At 70.0% G+C, this 21,368-nt stretch carries 17 protein-coding genes; 3 read left to right on the top strand and 14 right to left on the bottom strand.

Features of this window, described 5'->3' with window-relative positions; all coding sequences use genetic code 11:
- Positions 1-7: 7 nt before the first annotated feature.
- Entirely contained in the window at positions 8-1,231 is a 1,224-nt protein-coding gene (gene metZ / locus QQX02_RS05365; protein ID WP_301141724.1) for an O-succinylhomoserine sulfhydrylase, read from the bottom strand.
- Between the two features lie 111 nt (positions 1,232-1,342).
- Here metZ and QQX02_RS05360 point away from each other — a divergent pair, with 111 nt between their 5' ends.
- A complete protein-coding gene (locus QQX02_RS05360) occupies positions 1,343-1,615 on the top strand; it encodes a hypothetical protein (protein WP_301141723.1) in 273 nt (90 codons plus the stop codon).
- A gap of 111 nt (positions 1,616-1,726) precedes the next feature.
- On the opposite strand, the gene yicI is transcribed toward QQX02_RS05360, so the two are convergent.
- From yicI to QQX02_RS05295, 13 genes are all read right to left on the bottom strand, one after another.
- A complete protein-coding gene (gene yicI / locus QQX02_RS05355; protein ID WP_301141722.1) occupies positions 1,727-3,997 on the bottom strand; it encodes an alpha-xylosidase in 2,271 nt (756 codons plus the stop codon).
- Positions 3,997-4,926 carry a carbohydrate ABC transporter permease gene (locus QQX02_RS05350; RefSeq protein ID WP_301141721.1) on the bottom strand — a complete coding sequence of 310 codons (930 nt, stop codon included), beginning with the start codon at positions 4,924-4,926 and terminating at the stop codon, positions 3,997-3,999. The genes yicI and QQX02_RS05350 overlap by 1 nt, the downstream gene beginning before the upstream one ends.
- A 3-nt stretch (positions 4,927-4,929) precedes the next feature.
- Positions 4,930-5,895 (bottom strand): carbohydrate ABC transporter permease, encoded by a 966-nt coding sequence (locus QQX02_RS05345; RefSeq protein ID WP_301141719.1) that lies wholly within the window; start codon positions 5,893-5,895, stop codon positions 4,930-4,932.
- Between the two features lie 63 nt (positions 5,896-5,958).
- Positions 5,959-7,284, bottom strand: a complete 1,326-nt coding sequence (locus QQX02_RS05340; RefSeq protein ID WP_301141717.1) for an ABC transporter substrate-binding protein — start codon at positions 7,282-7,284, stop codon at positions 5,959-5,961.
- Between the two features lie 196 nt (positions 7,285-7,480).
- The gene (locus QQX02_RS05335; RefSeq protein ID WP_301141716.1) at positions 7,481-8,521 is read right to left on the bottom strand and encodes a LacI family DNA-binding transcriptional regulator; all 1,041 of its coding nucleotides are present in this window, start codon (positions 8,519-8,521) and stop codon (positions 7,481-7,483) included.
- Between the two features lie 326 nt (positions 8,522-8,847).
- Positions 8,848-9,270, bottom strand: a complete 423-nt coding sequence (locus QQX02_RS05330; RefSeq protein WP_367304228.1) for a rhodanese-like domain-containing protein — start codon at positions 9,268-9,270, stop codon at positions 8,848-8,850.
- A gap of 124 nt (positions 9,271-9,394) precedes the next feature.
- Complete coding sequence (locus QQX02_RS05325; protein ID WP_301141715.1) at positions 9,395-11,491, bottom strand: FtsX-like permease family protein; 2,097 nt, start codon at positions 11,489-11,491, stop codon at positions 9,395-9,397.
- A complete protein-coding gene (locus QQX02_RS05320; protein WP_301141714.1) occupies positions 11,488-13,377 on the bottom strand; it encodes an FtsX-like permease family protein in 1,890 nt (629 codons plus the stop codon). The genes QQX02_RS05325 and QQX02_RS05320 overlap by 4 nt, the downstream gene beginning before the upstream one ends.
- A 40-nt stretch (positions 13,378-13,417) precedes the next feature.
- On the bottom strand, positions 13,418-15,424 hold the full coding sequence (locus QQX02_RS05315) for an FtsX-like permease family protein (protein WP_301141713.1): 2,007 nt from the start codon (positions 15,422-15,424) through the stop codon (positions 13,418-13,420).
- Positions 15,421-16,194, bottom strand: coding sequence for an ABC transporter ATP-binding protein (locus tag QQX02_RS05310; protein WP_301141711.1), 774 nt, complete (start codon positions 16,192-16,194; stop codon positions 15,421-15,423). The genes QQX02_RS05315 and QQX02_RS05310 overlap by 4 nt, the downstream gene beginning before the upstream one ends.
- Before the next feature lie 84 nt (positions 16,195-16,278).
- Entirely contained in the window at positions 16,279-16,938 is a 660-nt protein-coding gene (locus QQX02_RS05305) for a response regulator (protein ID WP_301141710.1), read from the bottom strand.
- A complete protein-coding gene (locus tag QQX02_RS05300) occupies positions 16,935-17,453 on the bottom strand; it encodes a phosphoribosyltransferase (protein ID WP_301141709.1) in 519 nt (172 codons plus the stop codon). The genes QQX02_RS05305 and QQX02_RS05300 overlap by 4 nt, the downstream gene beginning before the upstream one ends.
- Positions 17,454-17,487: 34 nt before the next feature.
- Positions 17,488-18,309, bottom strand: coding sequence for a sensor histidine kinase (locus QQX02_RS05295; protein WP_301141708.1), 822 nt, complete (start codon positions 18,307-18,309; stop codon positions 17,488-17,490).
- A gap of 119 nt (positions 18,310-18,428) precedes the next feature.
- Between QQX02_RS05295 and QQX02_RS05290 the strand changes: the two genes are divergently transcribed.
- Both QQX02_RS05290 and purL read left to right on the top strand, forming a co-directional pair.
- The gene (locus tag QQX02_RS05290) at positions 18,429-18,869 is read left to right on the top strand and encodes a hypothetical protein (RefSeq protein WP_301141707.1); all 441 of its coding nucleotides are present in this window, start codon (positions 18,429-18,431) and stop codon (positions 18,867-18,869) included.
- Between the two features lie 114 nt (positions 18,870-18,983).
- A complete protein-coding gene (purL, locus tag QQX02_RS05285; RefSeq protein WP_301141706.1) occupies positions 18,984-21,308 on the top strand; it encodes a phosphoribosylformylglycinamidine synthase subunit PurL in 2,325 nt (774 codons plus the stop codon).
- Positions 21,309-21,368: the final 60 nt, after the last annotated feature.

Genomic DNA, 21,368 nt, shown 5'->3' with positions numbered 1-21,368 from the left:
AACGTGCCTAGACCTGCGCGAGCGCCTGGTCCAGGTCCGCGCGCAGGTCCTCGACGTCCTCGAGGCCGATCGACAGCCGCACGGTGGTCTCCGAGATGCCCACGGACGCACGGGCCTCGGGGGTCATCTTGTTGTGGGTGGTCGTGGCGGGGTGCGTCGAGATCGACTTCGCGTCGCCGAGGTTGTTGGAGATGGTGAACAGCCGCAGGGCGTTCATGAACCGGAATGCCGCGGCCTGCGACTCGGGTCCCGCCACGTCGACACCGTCGCCCACCGCGAGGTCGAGCGTCACGAGCGTGCCGCCGATGGTCATCTGCTTCGCGGCTCGCTCGTACTGCGGGTGAGAGGGCAGCAGCGGGTAGCGGGCCACGGACACCTTGGGGTGGGCCTCGAGCCACCGCGCCAGCTCGATCGCGCTCGCGGCCTGCCGCTCGACGCGCACCGACAGCGTCTCGAGCGCCTTCACGAGCACCCACGCGTTGAACGGCGAGATCGTGGCGCCCATCTGACGCACCATGGTCTTGACGGGTCCGTCCACGTAGTCGGCCGAGCCCAGGATCGCGCCGCCCAGCACCCGGCCCTGGCCGTCGATGTGCTTGGTCGCGGAGTAGACCACCGCATCGGCCCCGAGCTCGAGCGGCTTCTGTCCCAGCGCCGTGGCGAACACGTTGTCGACGATGAACAGCGCGCCGGCCTGCTTGGTGAGCGCCGCCACGAACGGGATGTCGACGACGTCCTGCATGGGGTTGGTGGGCGACTCGATGTAGACGGCCTTCGCGGGGGTGGCGAGCACGCGCTCCCAGTCCTCGTTGTCGTGAGCGTCGACGTAGTCGATGACGATCCCCCACTTCTCGAAGAAGTTCGCGAAGACCTGGAGCGTCGAGCCGAACAGTGCCCGCGACGCCACCAGGCGGTCGCCCTGACCGAGGATCGATGCCAGCGACACGAAGACCGCGCTCATGCCGGTCGAGGTGGCGAAGCAGGACTCAGCGCCCTCGATCGCGGCGAGCCGTTCCTGGAACGCCGTCACGGTGGGGTTGCCGTAGCGCGAGTACATGTAGATGTCGATGTCGCCGGCGAATGCGTCGCGCGCCTGCTCCGCGGAGTCGTACGCGTAGCCCTGCGTCAGGTAGAGGCCCTCGGACATCTCGTTCGCCTCGGAGCGGTGGATGCCCGTGTGCAGGGCGAGCGTGTCCGGGCGAAGGTCGCGAGGGAGTTCCTGTGCATTCATGGGTTCAGGGTAGCGGCGCGGCGGTGCCCAGAGCGGAGGCCGGGCGCGGGTCCGGGCCGATGCGTCGACGTCCGATTTGTGCCGCCCGCGCGGGTGCGGCACAGTGTCCGAATGCCCCCGGATGTCGTTGCCAGCCGTACGCGCTGGCTCGTGCGCGTGGCGGTCGTGCTGGTCACCGCGACGCTGATCGCCACCGCCTCCCTGCTCTACGCCGCGCTCGGGTGGCGCCAGATGGACCTGGCCTGCAGCCAGGAGTCCGCCGCGCCTCCCGGAGCGCTCGGCGCCTCCGTCGAGTTCGGGTGGTCGTGGGCCCCGCCGGGGTTCTCCTGCACGTGGCCGGCCCAGGACACCGGAGAGGTCACCATCACCAAGCTCTGGTGGTGAAGCCCCACAGAGATGACCGACGATGGCCGAGGCGCGGGCCTCGTGAGACGAAGTGGCGCGGCTCCCGGAGCTGCAGGGGGGTTGCTCAACGGGAGCCGCGCCGAGCGCGCGTCAGCGGTGCACGCGCACGATCGCATCGGGCGCCGTGGCGGAGTCGCCCGATCCGGTCACACGATACGTGACCCGGCGGCCCTCGGCCGTGACGACATCGACGGAGGCGTCGATCTCGTGATCCTCGGGGTAGACGTCCAGGACGAGTCCGTCGAGGAAGTCGTAGTCGGGACGGTCGGAGCGGGCGCCCCGGGGGATGACCGCGCCGGGCCGCACGTACACGGGCAGGGAGTCGAAGCCGTGCGTCTCGCGCACCCAACGGCCTCCGTCGACCCTCTCGCCGGTCAGCAGCGACGTCCACGTGCCCGCGGGCAGGTAGAAGTCCACCACGCCGTCCGCTGACATCACGGGCGCGATCAGCAGGTCGTTCCCGAGCATGTACTGGCGATCCAGGTAGCCCACGGCGGGGTCGTCCGGGAACTCGAAGAACATGGGGCGCGCCACCGAGACTCCGCTGGCCGCCGCATCGGCGCCCGCGGTGTAGAGGTAGGGCATCAGCGTGTTCTTGAGCTCGGCGAACGCCTTGGTGACCTGGACCGCCTCGTCGTCGAAGGCCCACGGCACCCGGTACGAGGTCGAGCCGTGCAGGCGCGAGTGCGACGACAGCAGGCCGAACGCGAGCCACCGCTTGAACACGGCCGGGTCGGGAGTGCCCTCGAAGCCGCCGATGTCGTGGCTCCAGTAGCCGAAGCCGGACGAGGCAAGCGACAGCCCGCCGCGCAGCGTCTCCGCCATCGACACGTAGGTCGACGAGTTGTCGCCGCCCCAGTGGACGGGCATGGTCTGCCCGCCTGCCGTCGCGGAGCGCGAGAACAGCACCGCCTCGCCCTCGCCCCGCTCCTCGAGGAGCACCTCCCACACGGCCTCGTTGTACAGCTGCGTGTAGAGGTTGTGCATGGTCTCGGGGGAGGACCCGTCGTGCCACACCACGTCGGTGGGGATGCGTTCGCCGAAGTCGGTCTTGAGCGCGTCGACGCCCTGCCGGATGATCTCGCGCAGGCGGTCCTTGAACCACGCGCGGGCGTCGGGGTTGGTGAAGTCCACCAGTCCCATGCCGGCCTGCCACATGTCCCACTGCCACACCGTGCCGTCGGCGCGCTTGACGAGGTAGCCGTTCTCGACGCCTTCCGCGAACATGCGGCCGCGCTGGCCGATGTACGGGTTGATCCACACGCAGACGCGCAGGTCCTTGTCGTCGTGCAGACGCGTGAGCATGCCCTCCGGGTCGGGGAAGGTGCGCGCGTCCCACTCGAGGTCGGTCCAGTTGAACTCGCGCATCCAGAAGCAGTCGAAGTGGAAGACGCTGAGGGGGATGTCGCGGTCGCGCATGCCGTCCACGAACGAGTTGACGGTCTCCTCGTCGTAGTCCGTGGTGAAGGACGTCGACAGCCACAGGCCGTACGACCACGCGGGCACCACCGGCGGGCGGCCGGTCAGCTTCGTATAGCGGTCGATGACGTCCCGCGGCGTGGGGCCGTCGAACACCAGGTACTCCAGCGCCTCGCCCGCGGTGGAGAACTGGACGCGCTCCACGGCCTCGGAGCCCACCTCGAACGACACATGCTCGGGCTGGTTCACCAGCACGCCGTAGCCGCGCGAGGACAGGTAGAACGGCACGTTCTTGTACGAGAGTTCGGAGCTGGTGCCGCCGTCGGCGTTCCAGATGTCTATTGCTTGGCCGTTCTTGACGAACGCTCCGAAGCGTTCGCCGAGCCCGTAGATCAGCTCGCCGACGCCAAGGTCGAGCTGCTCGTGCACGTAGGTTCGCGAGGGGGCGAGCCCGGTCTCCGAGTAGCCGGAGATGCCGGCGGGCTCCGCGCCCACGGGCGCATCGGCCGCGAGGGCCATGTGGCCCACCGACTTATGCCCGGAACCGGTGAGCCGGCGGCCGTCCCGCGAGAAGGACAGGTCCCAGGGAGCCCCAGCGCCGATGCGCGCGGTGAGTCCGCCGGTGACCAGGCTGGCCCCCGCATCGTCCGTCATGACGGTGGCGGCGCCGGGCTCGGTCGCGAGGGCGAAGCCCGGCGACCGATGCGCGCCCTGATGGTGCTCGATCCGCACCCGGACCACGCCCTCGAGGGGCGAGGACAGCGTGACCGTCAGCAGCGCCCGGTTGAGCACGTTGCCGCGGGACACGATCCGCTGCGAGGGGGCGTGGACGACGATCCCGTCGCCGTCGGGCGTGGTGGTGGGGGCGATGTCGTACGCCTCTTGCGCGTAGTTGGCCGTGACACCTGGACGCAGATGCCAGAAACCGTCGGTGAACTTCATTACTTCACTGCTCCTGCCGTGATTCCTCGGGTCAGCGTGCGCTGGAAGATGAGGAAGAAGATGATGGTCGGGATGATGCTGATCAGCGTTCCGGCGATCAGCGTGGTGGTGTCGGTCTGACGCTCGCCGCTCAGCTGTTCGAGCACGAGCGGGACGGTCAGCGAGTCGGACGTGTTGAGGAAGGCCAGTGGCAGCAGGAACTCGTTCCACGTCCAGATGAAGAAGAACACCATCAGGACGGAGAGCGTGGGCCGGACGATGGGCACGATGATCGATCGCAGGATGCGCCACCGACTCGCTCCGTCGACGGCGGCCGCCTCGAGGATCTCCTTGGGGAAGGTGCCCAGCAGGCTCGACAGCAGGTACGTGCCGAACGCGGACTGGATCACCACGAACGTGATGATCACGGACCACGAGTTGGACAGCAGCCCCAGGTCGTCGTACAGCGTGAACAGTGGGTCGAACAGCATCTCCTGAGGAATCAGGTTGGCCATCAGGAACAGCAGCACGATCCACGTGCGACCGCGCACCCGGCCGATGCCGATCGCGAACGAGTTCAGCACCGACAGGATGACCGCGAGGAACGCGACCATCGTCGAGATGAAGATCGAGTTCCACAGCGCACGCGGGAAGTTGTTCTGCTCCCAGAACGTCTGGATGCCGGTGAGGTCGAAGCTTCGCGGGAGGTCCAGCGGGCTCGACGTCGAGTAGTCCGACGGCGACTTGAAGGCGTTGATGAGCAGCAGCAGGATCGGGAAGACCACGATGGCGGCGCCGAGGACGCCGAGCAGCATGAGGATCCACTCCGCTGCGGTGCGGGGACGGCCGCCGCGGCGGCCGCGGGCCTTGACGAGCTGGTCGTCGCTCGGGGGTTCACCGCTTCCGGCCGATGCGCGGGTCGTGTCGTTCTGGACAGGCGTGGTGGTCATGGGTCACGCGTCCTTTCGCTCGGAGCGGTTCTGCACGCGAATGAAGATGATGGCGACGATCGCGACGAGGATCGTGATCGACGAGGCGATCGCGGCCGCGTAGCCCTTGTCCGTGCCGTTGACGAACTCGTTGTACGCGTAGAAGGACGGCACGTAGGTGGACTTGTTGGGCCCGCCCTGGGTGAGGATGAACACGGGAGCGAACACCTTCATGGCCGCGATCGTGGTGGTGAGGGACACGACGAAGACCTCGGGCTTGATCTGCGCGAGCGTGATGGCGCGGAACCGCTCGTACCAGTTCGCGCCGTCGAGCTCGGCGGCCTCGTACAGCTCGGGGTCCACCCGCTGCAGCGCAGCCATGAAGATCACCACGGGATAGCCGATCTGGATCCAGATCATGAGCACCATGACCGCACCCATGGCGGTGGGGTAGGACCCTCCGAGCCAGTTCACGGTCACCTCGGAGCCCGTGATGAAGGTCAGGAACTGGTTCACGACGCCGTCGGAGTTGGGCTTCAGGAGCCATCCGAACAGCACGCCAGCGACCGCGATCGGGAGGATCTGGGGAAGGTAGTAGGTGGCGCGCAGGAAGCTCGACAGCTTGCCCCCGAACCGGCGGCCGATGACGTCGAACAGCAGCGCGGCGATCACGAGACCCAGCAAGGTCGGGATGATCACCATCGCGAAGATCACAAGAATGATGTTCTGGAACGACTGCAGGTACTCCTGGTCCTGGAAGAGCGCGGCCCAGTTGTCCAGGCCCGCGAACTCCTCCTCGGCGCGTCCACCGCGCCAGTGGAAGAAGCTCAGGCGCAGGTTGCGGACGATCGGGTAGAAGATGATGACCGACACCAGGAGGGCGCCGGGCAGGAAGTAGAGCCAGTAGCCCAGCTTGCGGCCGCCGCGCTCGGGAATGCGCGCGGGTTCGTGGATGCGCTTGCGCCGCTTGGGCGTCATCGTCGAGGTCATGATTGTCCTTCTCCGGCGCGGCCCGGGCGGTGAGGCCCGGCCCGCGCCTGTGAGTGGAAGGGGCTAGTCGCGGATGTCCGCGACGTGGTCCTCGTAGTAGGACTCGAGTTCGGCCTGAGCTTCCTCAGCCGTGAAGTCGCCGTTCACCAGCCCCTGCAGCACACCGTTGAGGTCGCCGTAGAAGTTGGGGGTGGGCCAGTCGGGGTAGAACGACAGGCCGTCGCGCTCGTTGACCTCGTTGAACAGCTCGATGAGCGCCTGGGCGTCCTCGTCGGTGATGTCAGCAGGGTCGGCTGCGACGGGCAGGCCGCCGGAGTCGCCCAGCAGCGCCTGGATCTCGGGACGCATCGTGATGTCGATGAACACGCGAGCGAGCTCGGGCTGCTCCGACTCGACCGGGACGACCCACATGTTGCCGCCCGAGCCCGGGGTGAGCTCGGTGGAGGGCCAGTTCGTGATCCCCATCTCGAAGTCAGAGACCTCGGTCAGGAAGCGTCCGTACCACCAGGAGCCCGAGTAGAACATCGGGACCTCGCCGTTGATGAACTCGAGTCCCGCGTCCTCGGCCGTCATGCCGGTGACCTCGGAGGAGATGAAGCCGTTGTCGACCCACTCCGCGATGGTCTCCGTCGCGTAGCTGATCTCCGCACCCTGCCAGTCGACCGGCTCGGTGTAGAGCTGGTACGCGTTGACGAAGTCACGGTCGGCCTGGCTCAGCGCGAGCTGGTACCAGAGCTGCCCCAGCGGGTATTCCTGGACGGACTCCGCGAAGGGCGTGACGCCCGCATCGGCGAAGGTCTGGGCCGCAGCCTCGACCTCCTCGATGCTCGTGGGGACCTCGACGCCGTGCTCGGTGAACATGTCCTCGTTGTAGTAGAGGAACGTGAACTCGCCGTAGTTCGGGACGCCGTAGTAGCTGCCCGAGCCCATGATCCCGTCCTCGTTGTACTGCGCCGTCGTCGCGACGGAGTCGGCGAGCATGTCGCCCCAGCCGTACTCCTCGTACGCGGCGTCGAGGTTCTCGAGCACGCCGATCGCCGCCAGCTGGCCGGCGGTCGCGTTGCCCTTGTTGTACTCGGCGACGTCGGGGGCATCACCCGAGTCGAACAGCTGCTCGGCGGAGGTGCGCAGGTCCTCGAATGCGGTGAGCTGGAGGTCGACGGTGGCGCCGGTCTCCTCCTCGAAGATCTCGATGGCGCGGTCCCAGGCGATGCCCATCGCCGAGTCCTGGCCTTCGAAGTGCATGACGGTCAGCGTCTCGCCCGACCAGTCGCCGTCGGCGGGAGTCTCGGCGGAGCCGCCGTCGTCATCGGATGAGCACGCGGTGAGCGTGAGGGTCAGGGCGCCGGCAGTGGCCAGCGCCGCGAGGGTCCGTGATCGGTTCCTCATTTTTGTCTACCTCCTTGTAGGTGCTCGGGACCGGGGTGGCCCGTCGCGGGGTGGTCGGCTGCCGTGCTTCCCGGGTTGGCGAAGCGCTTCGACAGTGAACGTCGTGGTGCGTATTCAGTTGTGGTGGTGCGGGTCCCGCGTGATTGTCGAAGCGCTTCGACGAGGCGCAGCCGTCAAGCGCGCGGGGTGGGGGGTGTCATGTGGCCGGGGCGGTGACGGGCGCGACAGGGGTCGCGCTGGTGCGCGCGACCGAGCCGAGCTCGATGTAGGTGGGCGGGATGAGGGTGGTCTCCGGTGGGGATTCACCGTTCTCCACGATGCGGGCGAGCATATCGACCGCCGCGGAGCAGGAGGCGTGCGCATCGAGGGGGATGGTGTCGAACGGCACGGGGAAGCGAAGAGTCGAGAAGGTGACGCCTGCGGCCACCACGGAGACGTCGCCGGGCACCGATCGGCCCAGGCCCGCGAGCGCTGCCGTGACCGAGCCCGCGACGTCGATGTTGGTGTTGAGCACGATCGCGTCGAGGTCGGGCTTGCGCTCCAGGAGCTCAGCGATGGCCTCGTGGGCGCGGTGGTGGGTCGGGTTCGCGACGGCGATGTCGATGCCGCGCTCGGCGGCGTGCTGCTCGAAGCCGTGGCGGAAGCGCAGGGGGAAGTTGGATTCCCGCACCAGCGTCTCTTCGGGGTGGGAGATGAGGCCGATGCTCCTGCGGCCGGCGTCCAGCAGTCGGTCGATCGCCATGGCTGCTGCCGCCTCGAAGTCGAGGTCGACGCACACCAGGCCGGAGGTGTCCTCGGGGATGCCGATGAACACCGCGGGGCAGGAGAGCTGGCGCGCGAGAGTGGCGCGTTCGTCGTGGGCGTCCACGTCGAGCACGATGATGCCGTCGGCGAGGCTGGTCGCGGCCGAGCGCTTCATGCCCTCGAGTGCGTCCTTGTGCACCAGCAGCAGCGTGTCGTAGTCACGTTCGCGAGCGGCCTTGGTGACCTCCATCGCGAACGTCATGTGTGCGCTGTGGTCGGTGTCGGGGTGAAGCGGCGCCGTCACCGCGAAGATGTGAGAGCGGTTGGCTGCCAGCATGCGCGCCGAGGCGTGGGGGAGGTAGTTCAACTTGGTGGCGGCGTCCTGGACGCGCTGGCGGGTGGTGGCGCTGATGGCCCTCTTGCCGCTCAGGGCGTACGAGACAGTCGAGATGCTGACGCCCGCCTCGCGGGCCACATCCTCGATCGTCGCCATCGTTGACTCCATCGTCGTCTGCTCAACTGCTTCGTCGAAGCGCTTCGAATCACCTCGTTGCGGACGACACTAAGTTGCGGATCCCAACAATGCAAGCCGTGTGACCAAATCGTGACATCTGGCCGGACTGGCCCGCGTGCGCGCCCGCTCGCACCGCCGCGCCCGCTCCCACCACCAGGATGGCGGGTCGTGACCGACGGACAGGCTGACTTGTGCGGACTTGCCTGAGGCCCCGCACGAGCGGCCGCGCGCGGCATGGATGAGCCTGCCCGTCGGTCGCGCACGAGGATCGACGGCTGGTGTGCGGTGAACGCGGTACGGGGGGATCAGCCCTGACGCCAGGGCAGCCCGGCCGCGCGCCAGCCCTGCCAGCCACGGTGGCCGTCGCCGTCGACCGCGCCCTCGAAGCCTTCGAGGACGTTGTAGGACGGGCCGATGCCCGCATCGGTCGCCGCCACTGCCGCGCCGATCGAACGCTGTCCCGAGCGGCACAGGAAGATCACGGGCGCCTCGGACCCGGGCTCGAACCCGCCGTCCTTGAGCTGCTCCACGAAGCGGAAGTTCCGCTGGCCGTCGGGGTAGCTCACCCACTCGATGAACAGGGTCTCGTGGTCGGTCGATGACGTGTCGGGCACGCCCACGAACCGCCACTCGGCCTCGGTCCGCACGTCGACGAGGCGCGCATCGGGGTTCGAGGTCAGCATCTCCCAGGCCTCCTGGGGGGTGATGTCTCCGGCGTAGTTGCTCACGAGCGGTCCTTCCGGGGCGGCACCGGCGGGGCGGCCGATGCGGGTGCGGGGGCGGCGCCCCGCGCTTGGGGGCCGATGCGCGTCAGTCTAGGGGAGGTGCGCTCGACTCCTCCGAGTGCCCCGCTCAGCGCGTAGCGCGCGCGAGTTCTCGCACGGGAGGCCCGATTCTCGTGGTCACCGCTGCAAGGGCCGATGCGACTGCCGCGACGAGTGTCGCGATCCCGCAGGTGGCGGCGACTGTGATGACGGTGGCGGCGGCGCCGACCCCCCACGCCTGGATGCCGCTGGCGAGTGCGGGGGCCGTGAGCGCGAACAGGGCCCCACCGGCCCATCCCACCGTCGTCCCCGCCAGTGCGCCGACCGCGATGGGCATGCCCACCTCAATGCCCGCCGCCCGCCGCGCATCCCGTGGAGACAGACCGAGCGCGCCCTGGACCGCGTCATCCGCGGCCGTGGCGTGGCGCGCCGTCGAGATGATGGCAGCTGCGACGACCGCGGCCAGTGCGAAGGCCCCGCAGGCGACCGCCACGAGGCGCCAGCTCGGCACCGCACGCATCATGGCCAGATCCCACAGGGATCCGTAGACTCCCGCCCCCGGTGAGTCGACTGCTCCGAACGCGGCGTTGTACACGCCGAGCGCGATGACGCTCACGATGCCCGCGGCCGTGAGTCCCACGATGGCGGCGGCAGCGCCCGACGACCGCCAGCGTGCGGTGAGGCCCGACTCGACGGCCACGGCCCATGGCTGCGGCACCCGTGCGACCAGCGCTCCAGCGCGTCGAATGCCCAGCCGCGCGAGCTCCACCGTGACGGCGATCCCGAGCACCACCAGGCTCGCCACGCTGAAGGCCGTCAGCTGTTCGCCGACGGCCGGGGACGTGAACCACCCCAGGGCGGCCGCGACGACGATGCCCACCACGGCGAGCGTCGTCAGGCCGATGAGCCACCGTCCCGACACGTCGCGAGAGAGCTGCGCCTCGCTGAAGGGGGTCACGGGCTTGAGCGCCGCCGAGGGCACCACCCGGGTGGCCCAGAAAGCCGGCGCGACCGCCGTGATCGTGGCGAGCACCAGGCCCAATCCGATCAGGAGTGCGAGCCCCACGGGTGCGAGCGTAGGCGCGGGAGGGAGCAGGACGCCGGGCGTGCGCCAGCGTTCGAACGCGACGAGTCCGCTGACGGCGAGGTAGCCGAGTGCGATCCCTGTGGCAGTCGCGACGACGGCGATCACCAGCGCCTCGACCGCGCTCGCGGACACGAGGGCCGAGCGCTTGGCGCCGAGCACACGGGCGGTCGCGACCCATTGGATGCGCCGCTGAGCCTGCGACCGGGCCATCGCGAAGGTCGCACCGATCATCGCCACGGCGACGAGGCCCGCCGCGGAGATCGCCGTCACGGGCCAGCCCTCGAACCCGAGGGACAGATCTGTCCAGGAGAGGTCGTAGATGCCGACGGGCTCGAGTCCCGCGAATGCGGCTGCACCCTGCGTCCATGTCACGGTGGCATCCAGGCGCTGCGTGGGCTCGCCAGTGGCCGCGGCGACGTCCCTCCACCCCTCGATGGCGTGTGCGTAGTCGAGTCCGTCGTCCCACGTCACGTACCCGGTGGGCGCCGGCGACATGAGCGGACCGTAGGAGGAGGGCCGAGTGAGGCCGGTGACCGTCACCGCGTCGGCGATCGTGTCGTCGCGGTCCATGGGCGCGGCGAGACGCAGTTCGTCGCCCACGCCGACCCCGAGGCCCTCCGCGACGTCTGCCGCGACCGAAATCTCTCCGCCTCGAGGCGCGCTCCCCTCGATGAGCACGTCCTCCCACCGCACGTCGGGGTAGCGGGAGACCACCTCAAGCGTCTGCGCGCCGGCGCCAGCGTCGACGGGTGCTGCCCACAGTCCCGTGTACTGCTGCACCAGCGCGTCGTCGCCGGCCGCGCGCGCCTCATCGACCATCGCCACGGCCTGCCCGGGCTCCAGCACAGTCGGGTCCCCGGCGTACGGCAGCAGCTCAGGGTCGTCCTCCGGCAGGCCGTCGGTCCACCATGACACCCACGCCACGTGGTCGAGCCGCGGCAGGTACTCGTGGCTCGCCAGGGTGTTCGTCGTGAGCTGGGTCGACGCGCCCACGAACGCCGCGCTCGCGAGAGCGAGGGCCATGGTCAGCAGCAGCCCGCTCCACGCGGTGTAGCGCCGTCCCGATCGCAGCTGCTCTCGCGCCAGTCGCAGGATCATCGCACGCCTTCCGTCGCCTTCGTGCGGAGCTGGTCTACAGGTGTGCGCCCGCGACCTCCCGGTCGGGCCGTCGCCCACGCCGTGATGAACGCCGTGATCGTCATGATCGCCACTCCCGTGAGCCCCACTGTGCCCATCGCGGCCCAGCCCACGGCGTCCAGACCGGCCGTCAGGGGCGAGTCCACGGCCACCGACTGAAGCGAGAGCCGGCCCTGTTGGAGCTCCGTCATGAGCACGCGGGTGACCGCTCCCACCACCATGCCGCCGGCGAGGGCATAGGCGCTCACCGCTGCCGTCTCGAGAGCAGTGGCGGTGCGCATGGTCCGAGCCGTCGCTCCCAGTGCCGCAAGCGTCGCATCGTCCTGCCGACGTCGCTTCACCGCGCGCACCGCGAGCAGCGTCAAGGGCAGCACGAGCACGAGCCCCGCGACGGCGATGTCGACCACGACCGACCACGGCGACGTCGAGGACTCCCATCCCAGGTAGGACGTGCCGATGCTCGTCACGCCTGGAGCGTCCGAGGCGACCCGGTCGATCGCCTCGTTCATGGCTTCGAGGTCTGCGCCGGGGGTGGCGTAGATGAGGAATCCCGATCCCGGCGAGCCGAGGTCGATGTGGTCGGCGTTGACGAAGGCGTCGCAGCACTCGGAGATCGGCAGGACTCCGTCGACCTCGAAGCGGGGATTGCCCAGCAGCTCGGTGGGCACCTCACCGTTGGTCAGCGACGCGGCGACGTGCCGCGGGTGTCGCTCCAGCGCGTCTGCCAGCGCGTCGTGATGACCACGCAGGCTGTCGGGAGAGACCGCGAAGACGAAGCTGTGGAAAGTCGCGTCCGGCAGGGTCGCAGCGTCGGCGACGATCACGCTCTCGACGCCCGGGATGGCACGGTAGGACTCCTCGAGGGCGGAGGCGTCGACGTCTCCGTCGAGCACGATGGCTGCCGTCTGGCGGCCCTCGAGGGGGACGCCGGTCTCCGCTGACGGCAGGGCGGCGAAGAGGAAGCCCAGCCCCGCGAGCACGGTCACGATGCGCGCAGATGCGCGGGATCGGTCGCCGGCGTAGCTGTCGAGCACCGCGCCGACGCGACTGTCACGGCCTACGGCGGCGGCCGCCAGCGCAATCGCCGCGCCACGCCGCAGGCGCAGCCACGGCACCGCGGCCCACAGGCCGAGGGCGAGCGCTCCGGCCCAGCCCGTGATCATCGCGATCCCGGCGGCGTTCATCGCGACAAACCCGCCTTCCCACCGGGGAATGTCCCGCATGAACATCGCAAGCCCGGCGATGACGCCGCCCGAGGCTGCAAGCACGCCCCCGCTCAGCATGGCGCGCACCTTGAGGGACGGTCGCGGCGCGGGATCGTCCTGCATGTCCGCAGTGAGGGCGTCCACGGGCGTCCGCGGCCGCTGGGCGGCCGTGAGCATGTGGGACAGGACCAGGGCGACGACCGCGACCGCGGCGAGCACGGCGCGCTCGAGCCATAGGCCTGCCCCTGCCGTGAGGGGGTTCAATCCCACGCTGGCGACCATGGCGACGTGCACCGCTCCTGCGAGCACGTATGCGATCCCGGCGGCGATGAACCCGTCGCGGAGACCCTGAAGCGCGGCGGTCCTGACTGCGGTGCCGCGCGTCTGCCCGAGTGCCGCCAGCACCGCCCCCGCCTCCGGGTCACGAGTGGCGCGCAGTCCCAGCACCGCGCGCAGGATGATCATGAGGACGAGCGTGGGGATCACCAGGGCGATCGTGGTGAAGCCAAGGGTGAACAGCGGTGCATCGGCGTCGCTCGGCACGCACGCGGCGGTGGCGCACTCCACCTGATCCCACGGCAGCAGGACTGTCATGATGAGGAGCGCATAGGCCCCCGAGAGGGCCGCGGCGACCGCCCTCATCGGGCTGCTCCCGTCGCGGTCCCCAGCATGCGAGTGGCGATCATGACGTTCCTGCCTTCTGAGCTTCGGTGAGTTGTTGGGCGGGGCTGAGGCGATCGAGCCGCACGCGAATGAGGGCCGCACCAGCGGCAGCGATCAGTGCCGCGCCGAGCACCAGCCCGAGGAGCACGCCCCACGGCATGATCGTGAGCGTGTGGCCCATGTTCCACAGCACGAGGCCAGGACCGGCCGCCCCGATGGGCGAGGAGAACGCGACCGCAGCTAGGAGCGGCCCGAGGAGAACTCCGCCGAGGCAGCCGACGGCGCCCGCGACCGAAGTGACCAGGAACGACTCGAGAGCCGCTGCCCTGCGCAGTGCGGAGGGGGTGGCGCCGAGCGCCAGCAGCGTTGCCTGATCGCGAGCGCGCAGGCGCTGCCCTGACCAGGCGAGTGCGACGACGATGGCGACGGCGACCGCCAGGAACGGAGCCGTGACTGCGGCGACGAGGCCGGCGCTCGCGGTGCTGTCCCACTCGAAGGATGCGTCTGCGCTGGAGACATGGAGTCCGTCCAGATCGTGGGCCCGGAGCACCTCATCGACGGGCACGCCGCCAGCGGGGTACAGCATCGCGGCGGACGTTGGAGCGGTGCCCCACAGGCTCTCGGCCCACGGGCGCGAGATACCGGTCCAGGGGGAGGGGCCATTGACTGCTTCGGCGTCCCCCCGCACGCCGTTCACCTCGATGTGCAGCCCACCTGGCCCATAGGACGGGATGGAGCCCAGCGCACCGCTGTGCCACACCGTCCCGTCGGTGAGGTACAGCGCCTTCCCTGCGTCCTGCACCACGGCATCCAGCGCTGCGGGATCGACGGCGATCAGCAGGTCCCGCGAGGCATCCATGAACGGCAGCCCATCGTCCGCCCAGGACTCGTGCTCGCGAACCTCTGTGGTCAGCACCGCAGCCTCGATCACGATCAGCGCCGGGTCGGCGTGCAGGTCGGCGAGCAGCTGAGCGGGCAGCGGCTCGGCCCACCCGGACGTGGCGGACTGCGGTGGCTCCGTCTCGACGATTTCTACCGTGCTCACTGTGGTGCGCGGTCGAAGGTCGGCGGCGGTGTTGTTGCGCTCCTCGAGTCCGAAGTACATGGCGGACACGCTCACCGCAACGCCCATGACCGCGATCACAGTCGCCGCCGCACCAGTACGCATGGGGGTCCGGCGCGCGAGGGCGTCGGAGGCCAGCGAGCGGGCCGAGCCCGGAGCGGACGGGGTCGCGAGAGCTCGGCCAAGAGCTTGAGTCGCGCGGACCGTCACCTTCGCGCCTGCGTACACCAGCAACCCAGGAAAGGCGAGGCCGAACCCGACAGCCATGACCATCCCGGCGAGGAGGGCGATCAGGACCGCGACTTCGCCATCGGAGTCGCTCGCCGCGAGCACGTCGGGAGCCCAGATCACCAGGGCCACTGCGGCCGTACCAAGGGCGAGGGACGAGATCACCAAGAACTGTCGTACCCGTCGGCCGGAGTGGCGAGCGCCCACCTCGGCGGGCGCATCGGCGGCCTGTCCTGAAGCGATCTCACGCACCGAGCCGCGCGTGGCCCACAGCGCCGCGATCCAGTACGCGAAGACAAAACACACCATCGCGAGCACCGCGAAGGCGGTAAAATCCCAGAGAGTGTTGGACACGAACTCGACTCCGACGAACCCCGTCATGATCTGGCGCAGCGCTCCGCCGAGCACCACGCCGCCGACGCCCGCAAGGAACCCGTCCCGCAAGCCAGCGCGGACGTGCTCGAGCACGAGCGACCGGCGAGGCCGTCCGAGCGCGAGGTGGGCGGCGAGCTCGGCCCGCCGGGTTGATAGCCACAGCGACCTGAACGCGAGCACCGTGCCGCCGACGACGGCGATGAGGAACGGCGCGTAGAACAGCACCATGACCCACGCGAGCCTGACGTCGATGCCCAGTCCCGGATCGGCGTGATCGCCGTAGTCATAGAACAGCGGTCCGCTCGCCCAGGCGGCGAGAGCGGCGGCCGCCCCCACGATCCACACCGGAACCCATCTCATCGCTCTACTCCTGCCAGTGCATCGAGACCGGCCATGACCGATTCGGGGGTGGGGTCCGTGATGTGGCCTTCCACGCGACCGTCGGCGAACAGCAGCACCTGGCTCGCATAGGACGCGGCGGCGGGGTCGTGAGTGACCATCACGACCGACTGCCCGAGCTCGCGGCAGGACGCCCGCAGGTGCGAGAGGATCTCGGCGCTCGCGTGCGTGTCCAGGTTGCCGGTGGGCTCGTCGGCGAGCACCACGCGTGGCCGGGTGATCAGCGCGCGGGCGATGGCTACCCGCTGCTGCTGACCACCCGACATCTCGTACGGCCTGCGGTCGAGCTCGCGGTCGATGCCGAGCATCTCCACCAGCGTCGCCATCCACGATTCGTCGTGGGGCAGGCCGTTCAGTCTCAGCGGCAGCGCGATGTTGTCGCGCCCGCTCATGGTCTGGATGAGGTTGAAGCCTTGGAACACGAACCCGACCACTCGGCCCCGCACGCGGGCCAGCTTCTTGTCGGAGAGCCCGGTGAGCTCGTCGTCGCCCACCCACACCTCGCCCGAATCGGGCCGGTCAAGCCCCGCGAGCAGGTGCACCAGCGTGGTCTTGCCCGAGCCGGAGGGTCCCATCACGGCGGTGAGTGCGCCCCCGGCGATGTCGAGGTCGACGTGATCGACGGCCGTCACGGCGGCGTCGCCGGTGCCGTACGTCTTGGTGAGCCCGCGCGCCGTCAGCGTCACGGGGGCCGAGGCCGCGGCTGGCCTTCCAGCCTGGTTCAAGGTCATACCCGGAACGCTACGGCCACCGGCGCCCCTGGCACATCGGTCCCTGGTGTCGATGTGGGCGATACCTGGGTATGACCCGTGGGGTCAGGAGTGAGGGTGCACCAGCCCTGCCTCGTATGCCATCACGACGGCCTGGACACGGTCGCGCGCGCCGAGCTTCGCCAGCACCCGCCCCACGTGCGTCTTCACCGTGGGCTCGGCGAGGAACAGCTCCGCGCAGATCTCACCGTTGGAGCGACCGCGCGCCATCAGCACCAGCACCTCGCGCTCGCGGTCCGTCAGCTCTGGCAGCGCCGCAGCGTCGCCGGGCGTCGGGACGGCCGATGCGATGGTGGCCAGCAGCCTGCGGGTGGACGAGGGAGCGATGACCGCGTCACCGGCGTGGACGGTGCGGATCGCGGCCAGCAGGTCCTCCGGTGGCGCGTCCTTGAGGAGGAACCCGCTCGCACCGGCCTTGATCGCGGCGACCACGTACTCGTCGACGTCGAAGGTGGTGAGGATGATCACGCGAGTGCACAGCGCATCGGCGATGGCCCGGCACGCCTCGATGCCGTCCATGCCGGGCATGCGGATGTCCATGAGCACCACGTCGGCGGGCGGGTCGAGGGAGGTGAGCGTGGCCACGGCGGTCTCGCCGTCGCCCGCCTGCGCCACCACCTCGAGGTCGGGCTGCGAATCGACGACCATGCGGAAGCCCGCGCGGATGAGCTGCTGATCGTCGACCAGCGCGACGCGAATGGTCATCCGAGCTCCGGGTGAGCCGCGCCCGGTGTCACCGGCGGCAGCGCCGACCACGGGAAGGTGATCCACTGATCCGTGCGCTTCCACACGTAGTCCGGATCGATGATCGACCGCGACTTCGCGTAGAGGACCGCGGTTCGCACCTCGCCCGCGTGCTGCTCCATGAGGGCCTTGACGAGGGCCAGGGTCTCGCCCGTGTCGGCGACGTCGTCTGCGATCAGTACCTTGAGCCCCGCCATCGCATCGGTGTCGAGCAGCGGCGGCAGCAGCACCGGCGCGGGCAGCCGCTCGTCGATGCCGGTGTAGAACTCGACGTTGAGCGTTCCCACGCCCTTGGTGCCGAGCGCGTAGGCCAGCGCGCCCCCGATGGGCAGCCCGCCGCGTGCGACGGCCACCACGACCTCGGGCTCGTAGCCGGAGTCCACGACCATCTGCGCGATCTCCCGCGACGCATCGCCGAAGCCTTGCCAGGTGAGGATCTCACGCTCGTCAGTTGCCTTCACACCAGGACTGGTCATAGCGGCCAGTATGCCCGGCCGATGCGGTCACCGGTCAGGAGTCGGAGGTGGTCTCGACGGATGGTGAGCTCGGCGCACGCCGCGGTGCGAGCGGCAGTCGCGCCCGCACCAGGAACCCTCCCCCCGCGCGCGGCCCCGCCGTCAGCGAGCCTCCGAAGACGCCCACGCGTTCGCGCATGCCGGCAATTCCCAGGCCGCTGCCGTCGCGTCTTGCCGCTGCGCCCCGACCGTCGTCGCCGACCGCGACGACGGCCGCATCGGCCTCCCACGTGAGCTGGACGTAGACGCTCGGGGATGGACCGGCGTGCTTGCGCACGTTCGTGAGCGCCTCCTGGACGATGCGGTACATCGCCAGCCCGGCGCCGATCGGGAGGGGCCGGGGAGTGCCCGTGGTCACGTAGCTCACGTCGAGGCCGTCCTCCCGGGCCGAGGCGACCAGCGTGGGGATGTCCCCGAGGCTGGGCTGCGGTCCGAGTGCGACCTCCGAGTCGGTGTCGCGGAGCAGGCCGAGCATCGCGCGCATCTCCGCCAGCGCTGATCGCCCCACGTCTGCGATGGTCTCGAGTGCGCGCTGAGCGAGGGCGGGGTCCTGGGCGCCGGCGAATCGGCCCCCGTCGGCCTGGGCGACCACCACCGAGAGCGTGTGGGCCACGACGTCGTGCATCTCGCGGGCGATGCGGGCGCGCTCGTCGGCCGCCGCAAGAGCGCGCTCGGCCTCCGTGTCCCGGCTCAGCTCCGCCTCGAGAGCGCCGATGCGCGCGCGGGCTCCGCGCAGGCGACTCCCCAGTATCGCGGCAAGGGCGGCGAGGCAGACCGCGCCGACGCCGAGCACGATGGCGAGCAGGGGCCAGTCCATAGCGCTCACCCTAGGCCGCGGCCAGCCTCCGCACCGACTGTCTGATTCGACACGTGGACTTCCCATCCGAGGCACACTGAGGTGTCATGGAGATGTCCCTACCTGCCGAAGGAAATGACATGGCCACGTCCCGCAATGATGCTCAGGACCGCGACTCTCACGACAGTGACGCGCTCGAGCACCTCGCCGACGAGTTGGGTCACGACGCCGACGCGTTCACGCCGGACGTCGAGTCCACGCCTCGGGACCTGCCCGGGCGCCGGCCCGGAGCGGCGCTGGCCAGCGAGGCCCGTCCCACCACCGGGCCAGCCGCGGTGCTGCTGGACATCGGCACGTCACGGCGCGACGGCTTCACGCACGTGCTGTGGGTGTCTCACCTGGCGGAGTCGCTGCTGGGGCCGCAGGGCTACGACGAGCTCCGGGACACCGTCGGCACCACCGCTGGCGTCCGGAACGTCGAGTGGGAGGGCGCCGACCACCTTCATGTCGACGCTCCCGACCGCGACCATGAGGAGCTGCTGCGCGACGCGCGCGCCGCCGTGGCCGAGCTGCTCGACTGACCTGCCCCCGCATCGGCCGTCGCGCCCGCCCTGCACCGTGCGACCCGCCGGTAGTCTGTGGGCATACGCCCCGGCCGCCTCTCAGCAGCGCTCATCTCAGCACCAAGGGATCTCATGACCGACGCCCCCGTCCGCCAGCCCGATCACGCCCTCGACACCGTCGACGCCGCCGCCGCCGCTCCTGACCAGGAGATGCCGTACGCGGCGCTGGGCCTCAAGCCCGACGAGTACGCGGACATCGTCTCTCTGCTGGGCCGCCGCCCCACCGCCGCCGAGCTCGCGATGTACTCCGTGATGTGGTCGGAGCACTGCAGCTACAAGTCCTCGAAGATCCACCTCAAGCAGTTCGGCGAGAAGACCACCGAGGCGATGAAGGAACGCCTGATGGTCGGCATGGGCGAGAACGCCGGCGTGGTGGACATCGGCGATGGCTGGGCCGTGACGTTCAAGGTCGAGTCGCACAATCACCCCTCGTACGTCGAGCCCCACCAGGGCGCCGCGACCGGCGTGGGCGGCATCGTGCGCGACATCCTCGCGATGGGCGCGCGCCCCGTGGCCGCGATGGACGAGCTGCGGTTCGGCGCCATCGACCACCCCGACACCGCCCGCGTGCTGCACGGCGTCGTGAGCGGCGTGGGCTCCTATGGCAACTCCCTGGGCCTGCCCAACATCGGCGGCGGCTCGCTGTTCGATTCCGGCTTCCAGGGCAACCCGTTGGTCAACGCGTTGTGCGTGGGCGTCATGAAGCACGAGGACATCCACTTGGCCTCCGCCGAGGGCGTGGGCAACAAGGTGGTGCTGTTCGGCGCTCGCACGGGCGGCGACGGCATCGGCGGCGCCAGCATCTTGGCGTCCGAGACCTTCGAGGATGGCGTGCCCGCCAAGCGGCCCAGCGTCCAGGTGGGCGACCCGTTCATGGAGAAGGTGCTGATCGAGTGCTGCCTCGAGCTGTTCCGTGCGGACGTAGTCCAGGGCATCCAGGACCTGGGCGCCGCGGGCATCTCGTGCGCCACGTCCGAGCTCGCCTCCAACGGCTCGGGCGGCATGCACGTGTGGCTCGACGACGTGCTGCTGCGCGACCCGTCGCTGAACGCGGGCGAGATCCTCATGTCCGAGTCGCAGGAACGCATGATGGCGGTCGTCACACCGGACAAGCTCGAACAGTTCATGGAGATCGCCGCCAAGTGGGACATCGAGTCCTCCGTGGTGGGCGAGGTCAATGACTCGGGCCGCCTCACCATCGACCACCACGGTCAGCGGATCGTCGACGTCGATCCGCGCACCGTCGCCCACGAGGGGCCTACCTATGACCGGCCCTACGCGCGGCCGGCCTGGATGGACGCCCTGCAGGCGGACCACGCGGCCGATGCGCTCGCCCTGCCTTCGTCTGGGGACGACTTGCGGGCCGCCGTGCTCGCGCTGATGAGCTCGCCCAACCTCGCGGACCGCAGCTGGATCACCGACCAGTACGACCGCTACGTCCAGGGCAACACCGCGCTCGCTCGCCCCGACACCGTGGGCGTGGTGCGCGTGGACGAGGAGACGGGACGCGGCGTCGCGATCGCGACCCGGTCGAACGACCGCTTCACCAAGCTCGACCCGTACGAGGGTGCCCGCCAGTCCGTCGTCGCCGCGTACCGCGCGGTCGCGATCGCCGGGGCGACGCCCACGGCCATCACCGACGGTCTCAACTTCGGCTCGCCGGAAGACCCGGACGCCATGTGGCAGTTCGTCGAGGCCATTCGCGGGCTGGCCGATGTGTGCGCCGAGCTGGGCGTGCCCGTGACCGGCGGCAACGTGAGCCTCTACAACGGCACCGGAGAGCCCGGGCGCATCGACAGCTCGATCAACCCCACCGCAATCGTGGGGATGCTCGGCATCTTCGACACCGTGGATCGGGCGACGCCCAGCGGCTGGCGCAAGGGAGGCCAGCTGCTCTACCTGCTGGGCACCACGGCGGCCGAACTCGACGGTTCGCGCTTCGCGGAGGCGCACGGCCACCTGGGCGGGCTGCCGCCCGCCATCGACATCGAGGCCGAGAAGGTGCTGGCCGAGGTGATGGTGTCCGCATCCCGCGACGGGCTCATCGACGCCGCTCGCGAGGTGGGGGACGGCGGCCTCGCCGCGGCCGTCGCTCAGGGCGCGCTGCGCTACGACGTGGGCGCGCGCATCGTTCTGGACGAGATCGTCGAGCGCGACGGCGTCACGCCCGCCGAGGCACTGTTCTCCGAGAGCCAGGGCCGCGTGCTCGTGGCGCTGCCGCGCGAGGAGGAGGCGCGGCTGGTGGCCATGCTCGAGGCTCGCGGCGTGCCCGCGATCCGACTCGGCGTGACCGACGACGGCGCCGACGCCTCGCTGGACGTGCAGGACCAATTCTCGCTGCCGCTCGCGGAGCTGCGCCGCGTGTGGGAGGCGCCCCTGCGCGCGCGCTTCGCGTGAACGATGTCGGCTCTGCCACCGGCCCGTTGACGCGAGCGCGCACCCGGCGCTAGCGTCTCG

Origin of the sequence: Demequina muriae (assembly GCF_030418295.1) — a bacterium.
Taxonomy (GTDB): Bacteria; Actinomycetota; Actinomycetes; order Actinomycetales; family Demequinaceae; genus Demequina; species Demequina muriae.
This window is presented reverse-complemented; position numbering and strand designations above follow the sequence as displayed.

Coding starts and splice junctions, on each gene's coding strand:
- metZ (WP_301141724.1), bottom strand. CDS start 1,231: ATGAATGCACAGGAACTCCCTCGCGACCTTCGCCCGGACACGCTCGCC.
- QQX02_RS05360 (WP_301141723.1), top strand. CDS start 1,343: ATGCCCCCGGATGTCGTTGCCAGCCGTACGCGCTGGCTCGTGCGCGTG.
- yicI (WP_301141722.1), bottom strand. CDS start 3,997: ATGAAGTTCACCGACGGTTTCTGGCATCTGCGTCCAGGTGTCACGGCC.
- QQX02_RS05350 (WP_301141721.1), bottom strand. CDS start 4,926: ATGACCACCACGCCTGTCCAGAACGACACGACCCGCGCATCGGCCGGA.
- QQX02_RS05345 (WP_301141719.1), bottom strand. CDS start 5,895: ATGACCTCGACGATGACGCCCAAGCGGCGCAAGCGCATCCACGAACCC.
- QQX02_RS05340 (WP_301141717.1), bottom strand. CDS start 7,284: ATGAGGAACCGATCACGGACCCTCGCGGCGCTGGCCACTGCCGGCGCC.
- QQX02_RS05335 (WP_301141716.1), bottom strand. CDS start 8,521: ATGGCGACGATCGAGGATGTGGCCCGCGAGGCGGGCGTCAGCATCTCG.
- QQX02_RS05325 (WP_301141715.1), bottom strand. CDS start 11,491: ATGATCCTGCGACTGGCGCGAGAGCAGCTGCGATCGGGACGGCGCTAC.
- QQX02_RS05320 (WP_301141714.1), bottom strand. CDS start 13,377: ATGAGGGCGGTCGCCGCGGCCCTCTCGGGGGCCTATGCGCTCCTCATC.
- QQX02_RS05315 (WP_301141713.1), bottom strand. CDS start 15,424: ATGAGATGGGTTCCGGTGTGGATCGTGGGGGCGGCCGCCGCTCTCGCC.
- QQX02_RS05310 (WP_301141711.1), bottom strand. CDS start 16,194: ATGACCTTGAACCAGGCTGGAAGGCCAGCCGCGGCCTCGGCCCCCGTG.
- QQX02_RS05305 (WP_301141710.1), bottom strand. CDS start 16,938: ATGACCATTCGCGTCGCGCTGGTCGACGATCAGCAGCTCATCCGCGCG.
- QQX02_RS05300 (WP_301141709.1), bottom strand. CDS start 17,453: ATGACCAGTCCTGGTGTGAAGGCAACTGACGAGCGTGAGATCCTCACC.
- QQX02_RS05295 (WP_301141708.1), bottom strand. CDS start 18,309: ATGGACTGGCCCCTGCTCGCCATCGTGCTCGGCGTCGGCGCGGTCTGC.
- QQX02_RS05290 (WP_301141707.1), top strand. CDS start 18,429: ATGGCCACGTCCCGCAATGATGCTCAGGACCGCGACTCTCACGACAGT.
- purL (WP_301141706.1), top strand. CDS start 18,984: ATGACCGACGCCCCCGTCCGCCAGCCCGATCACGCCCTCGACACCGTC.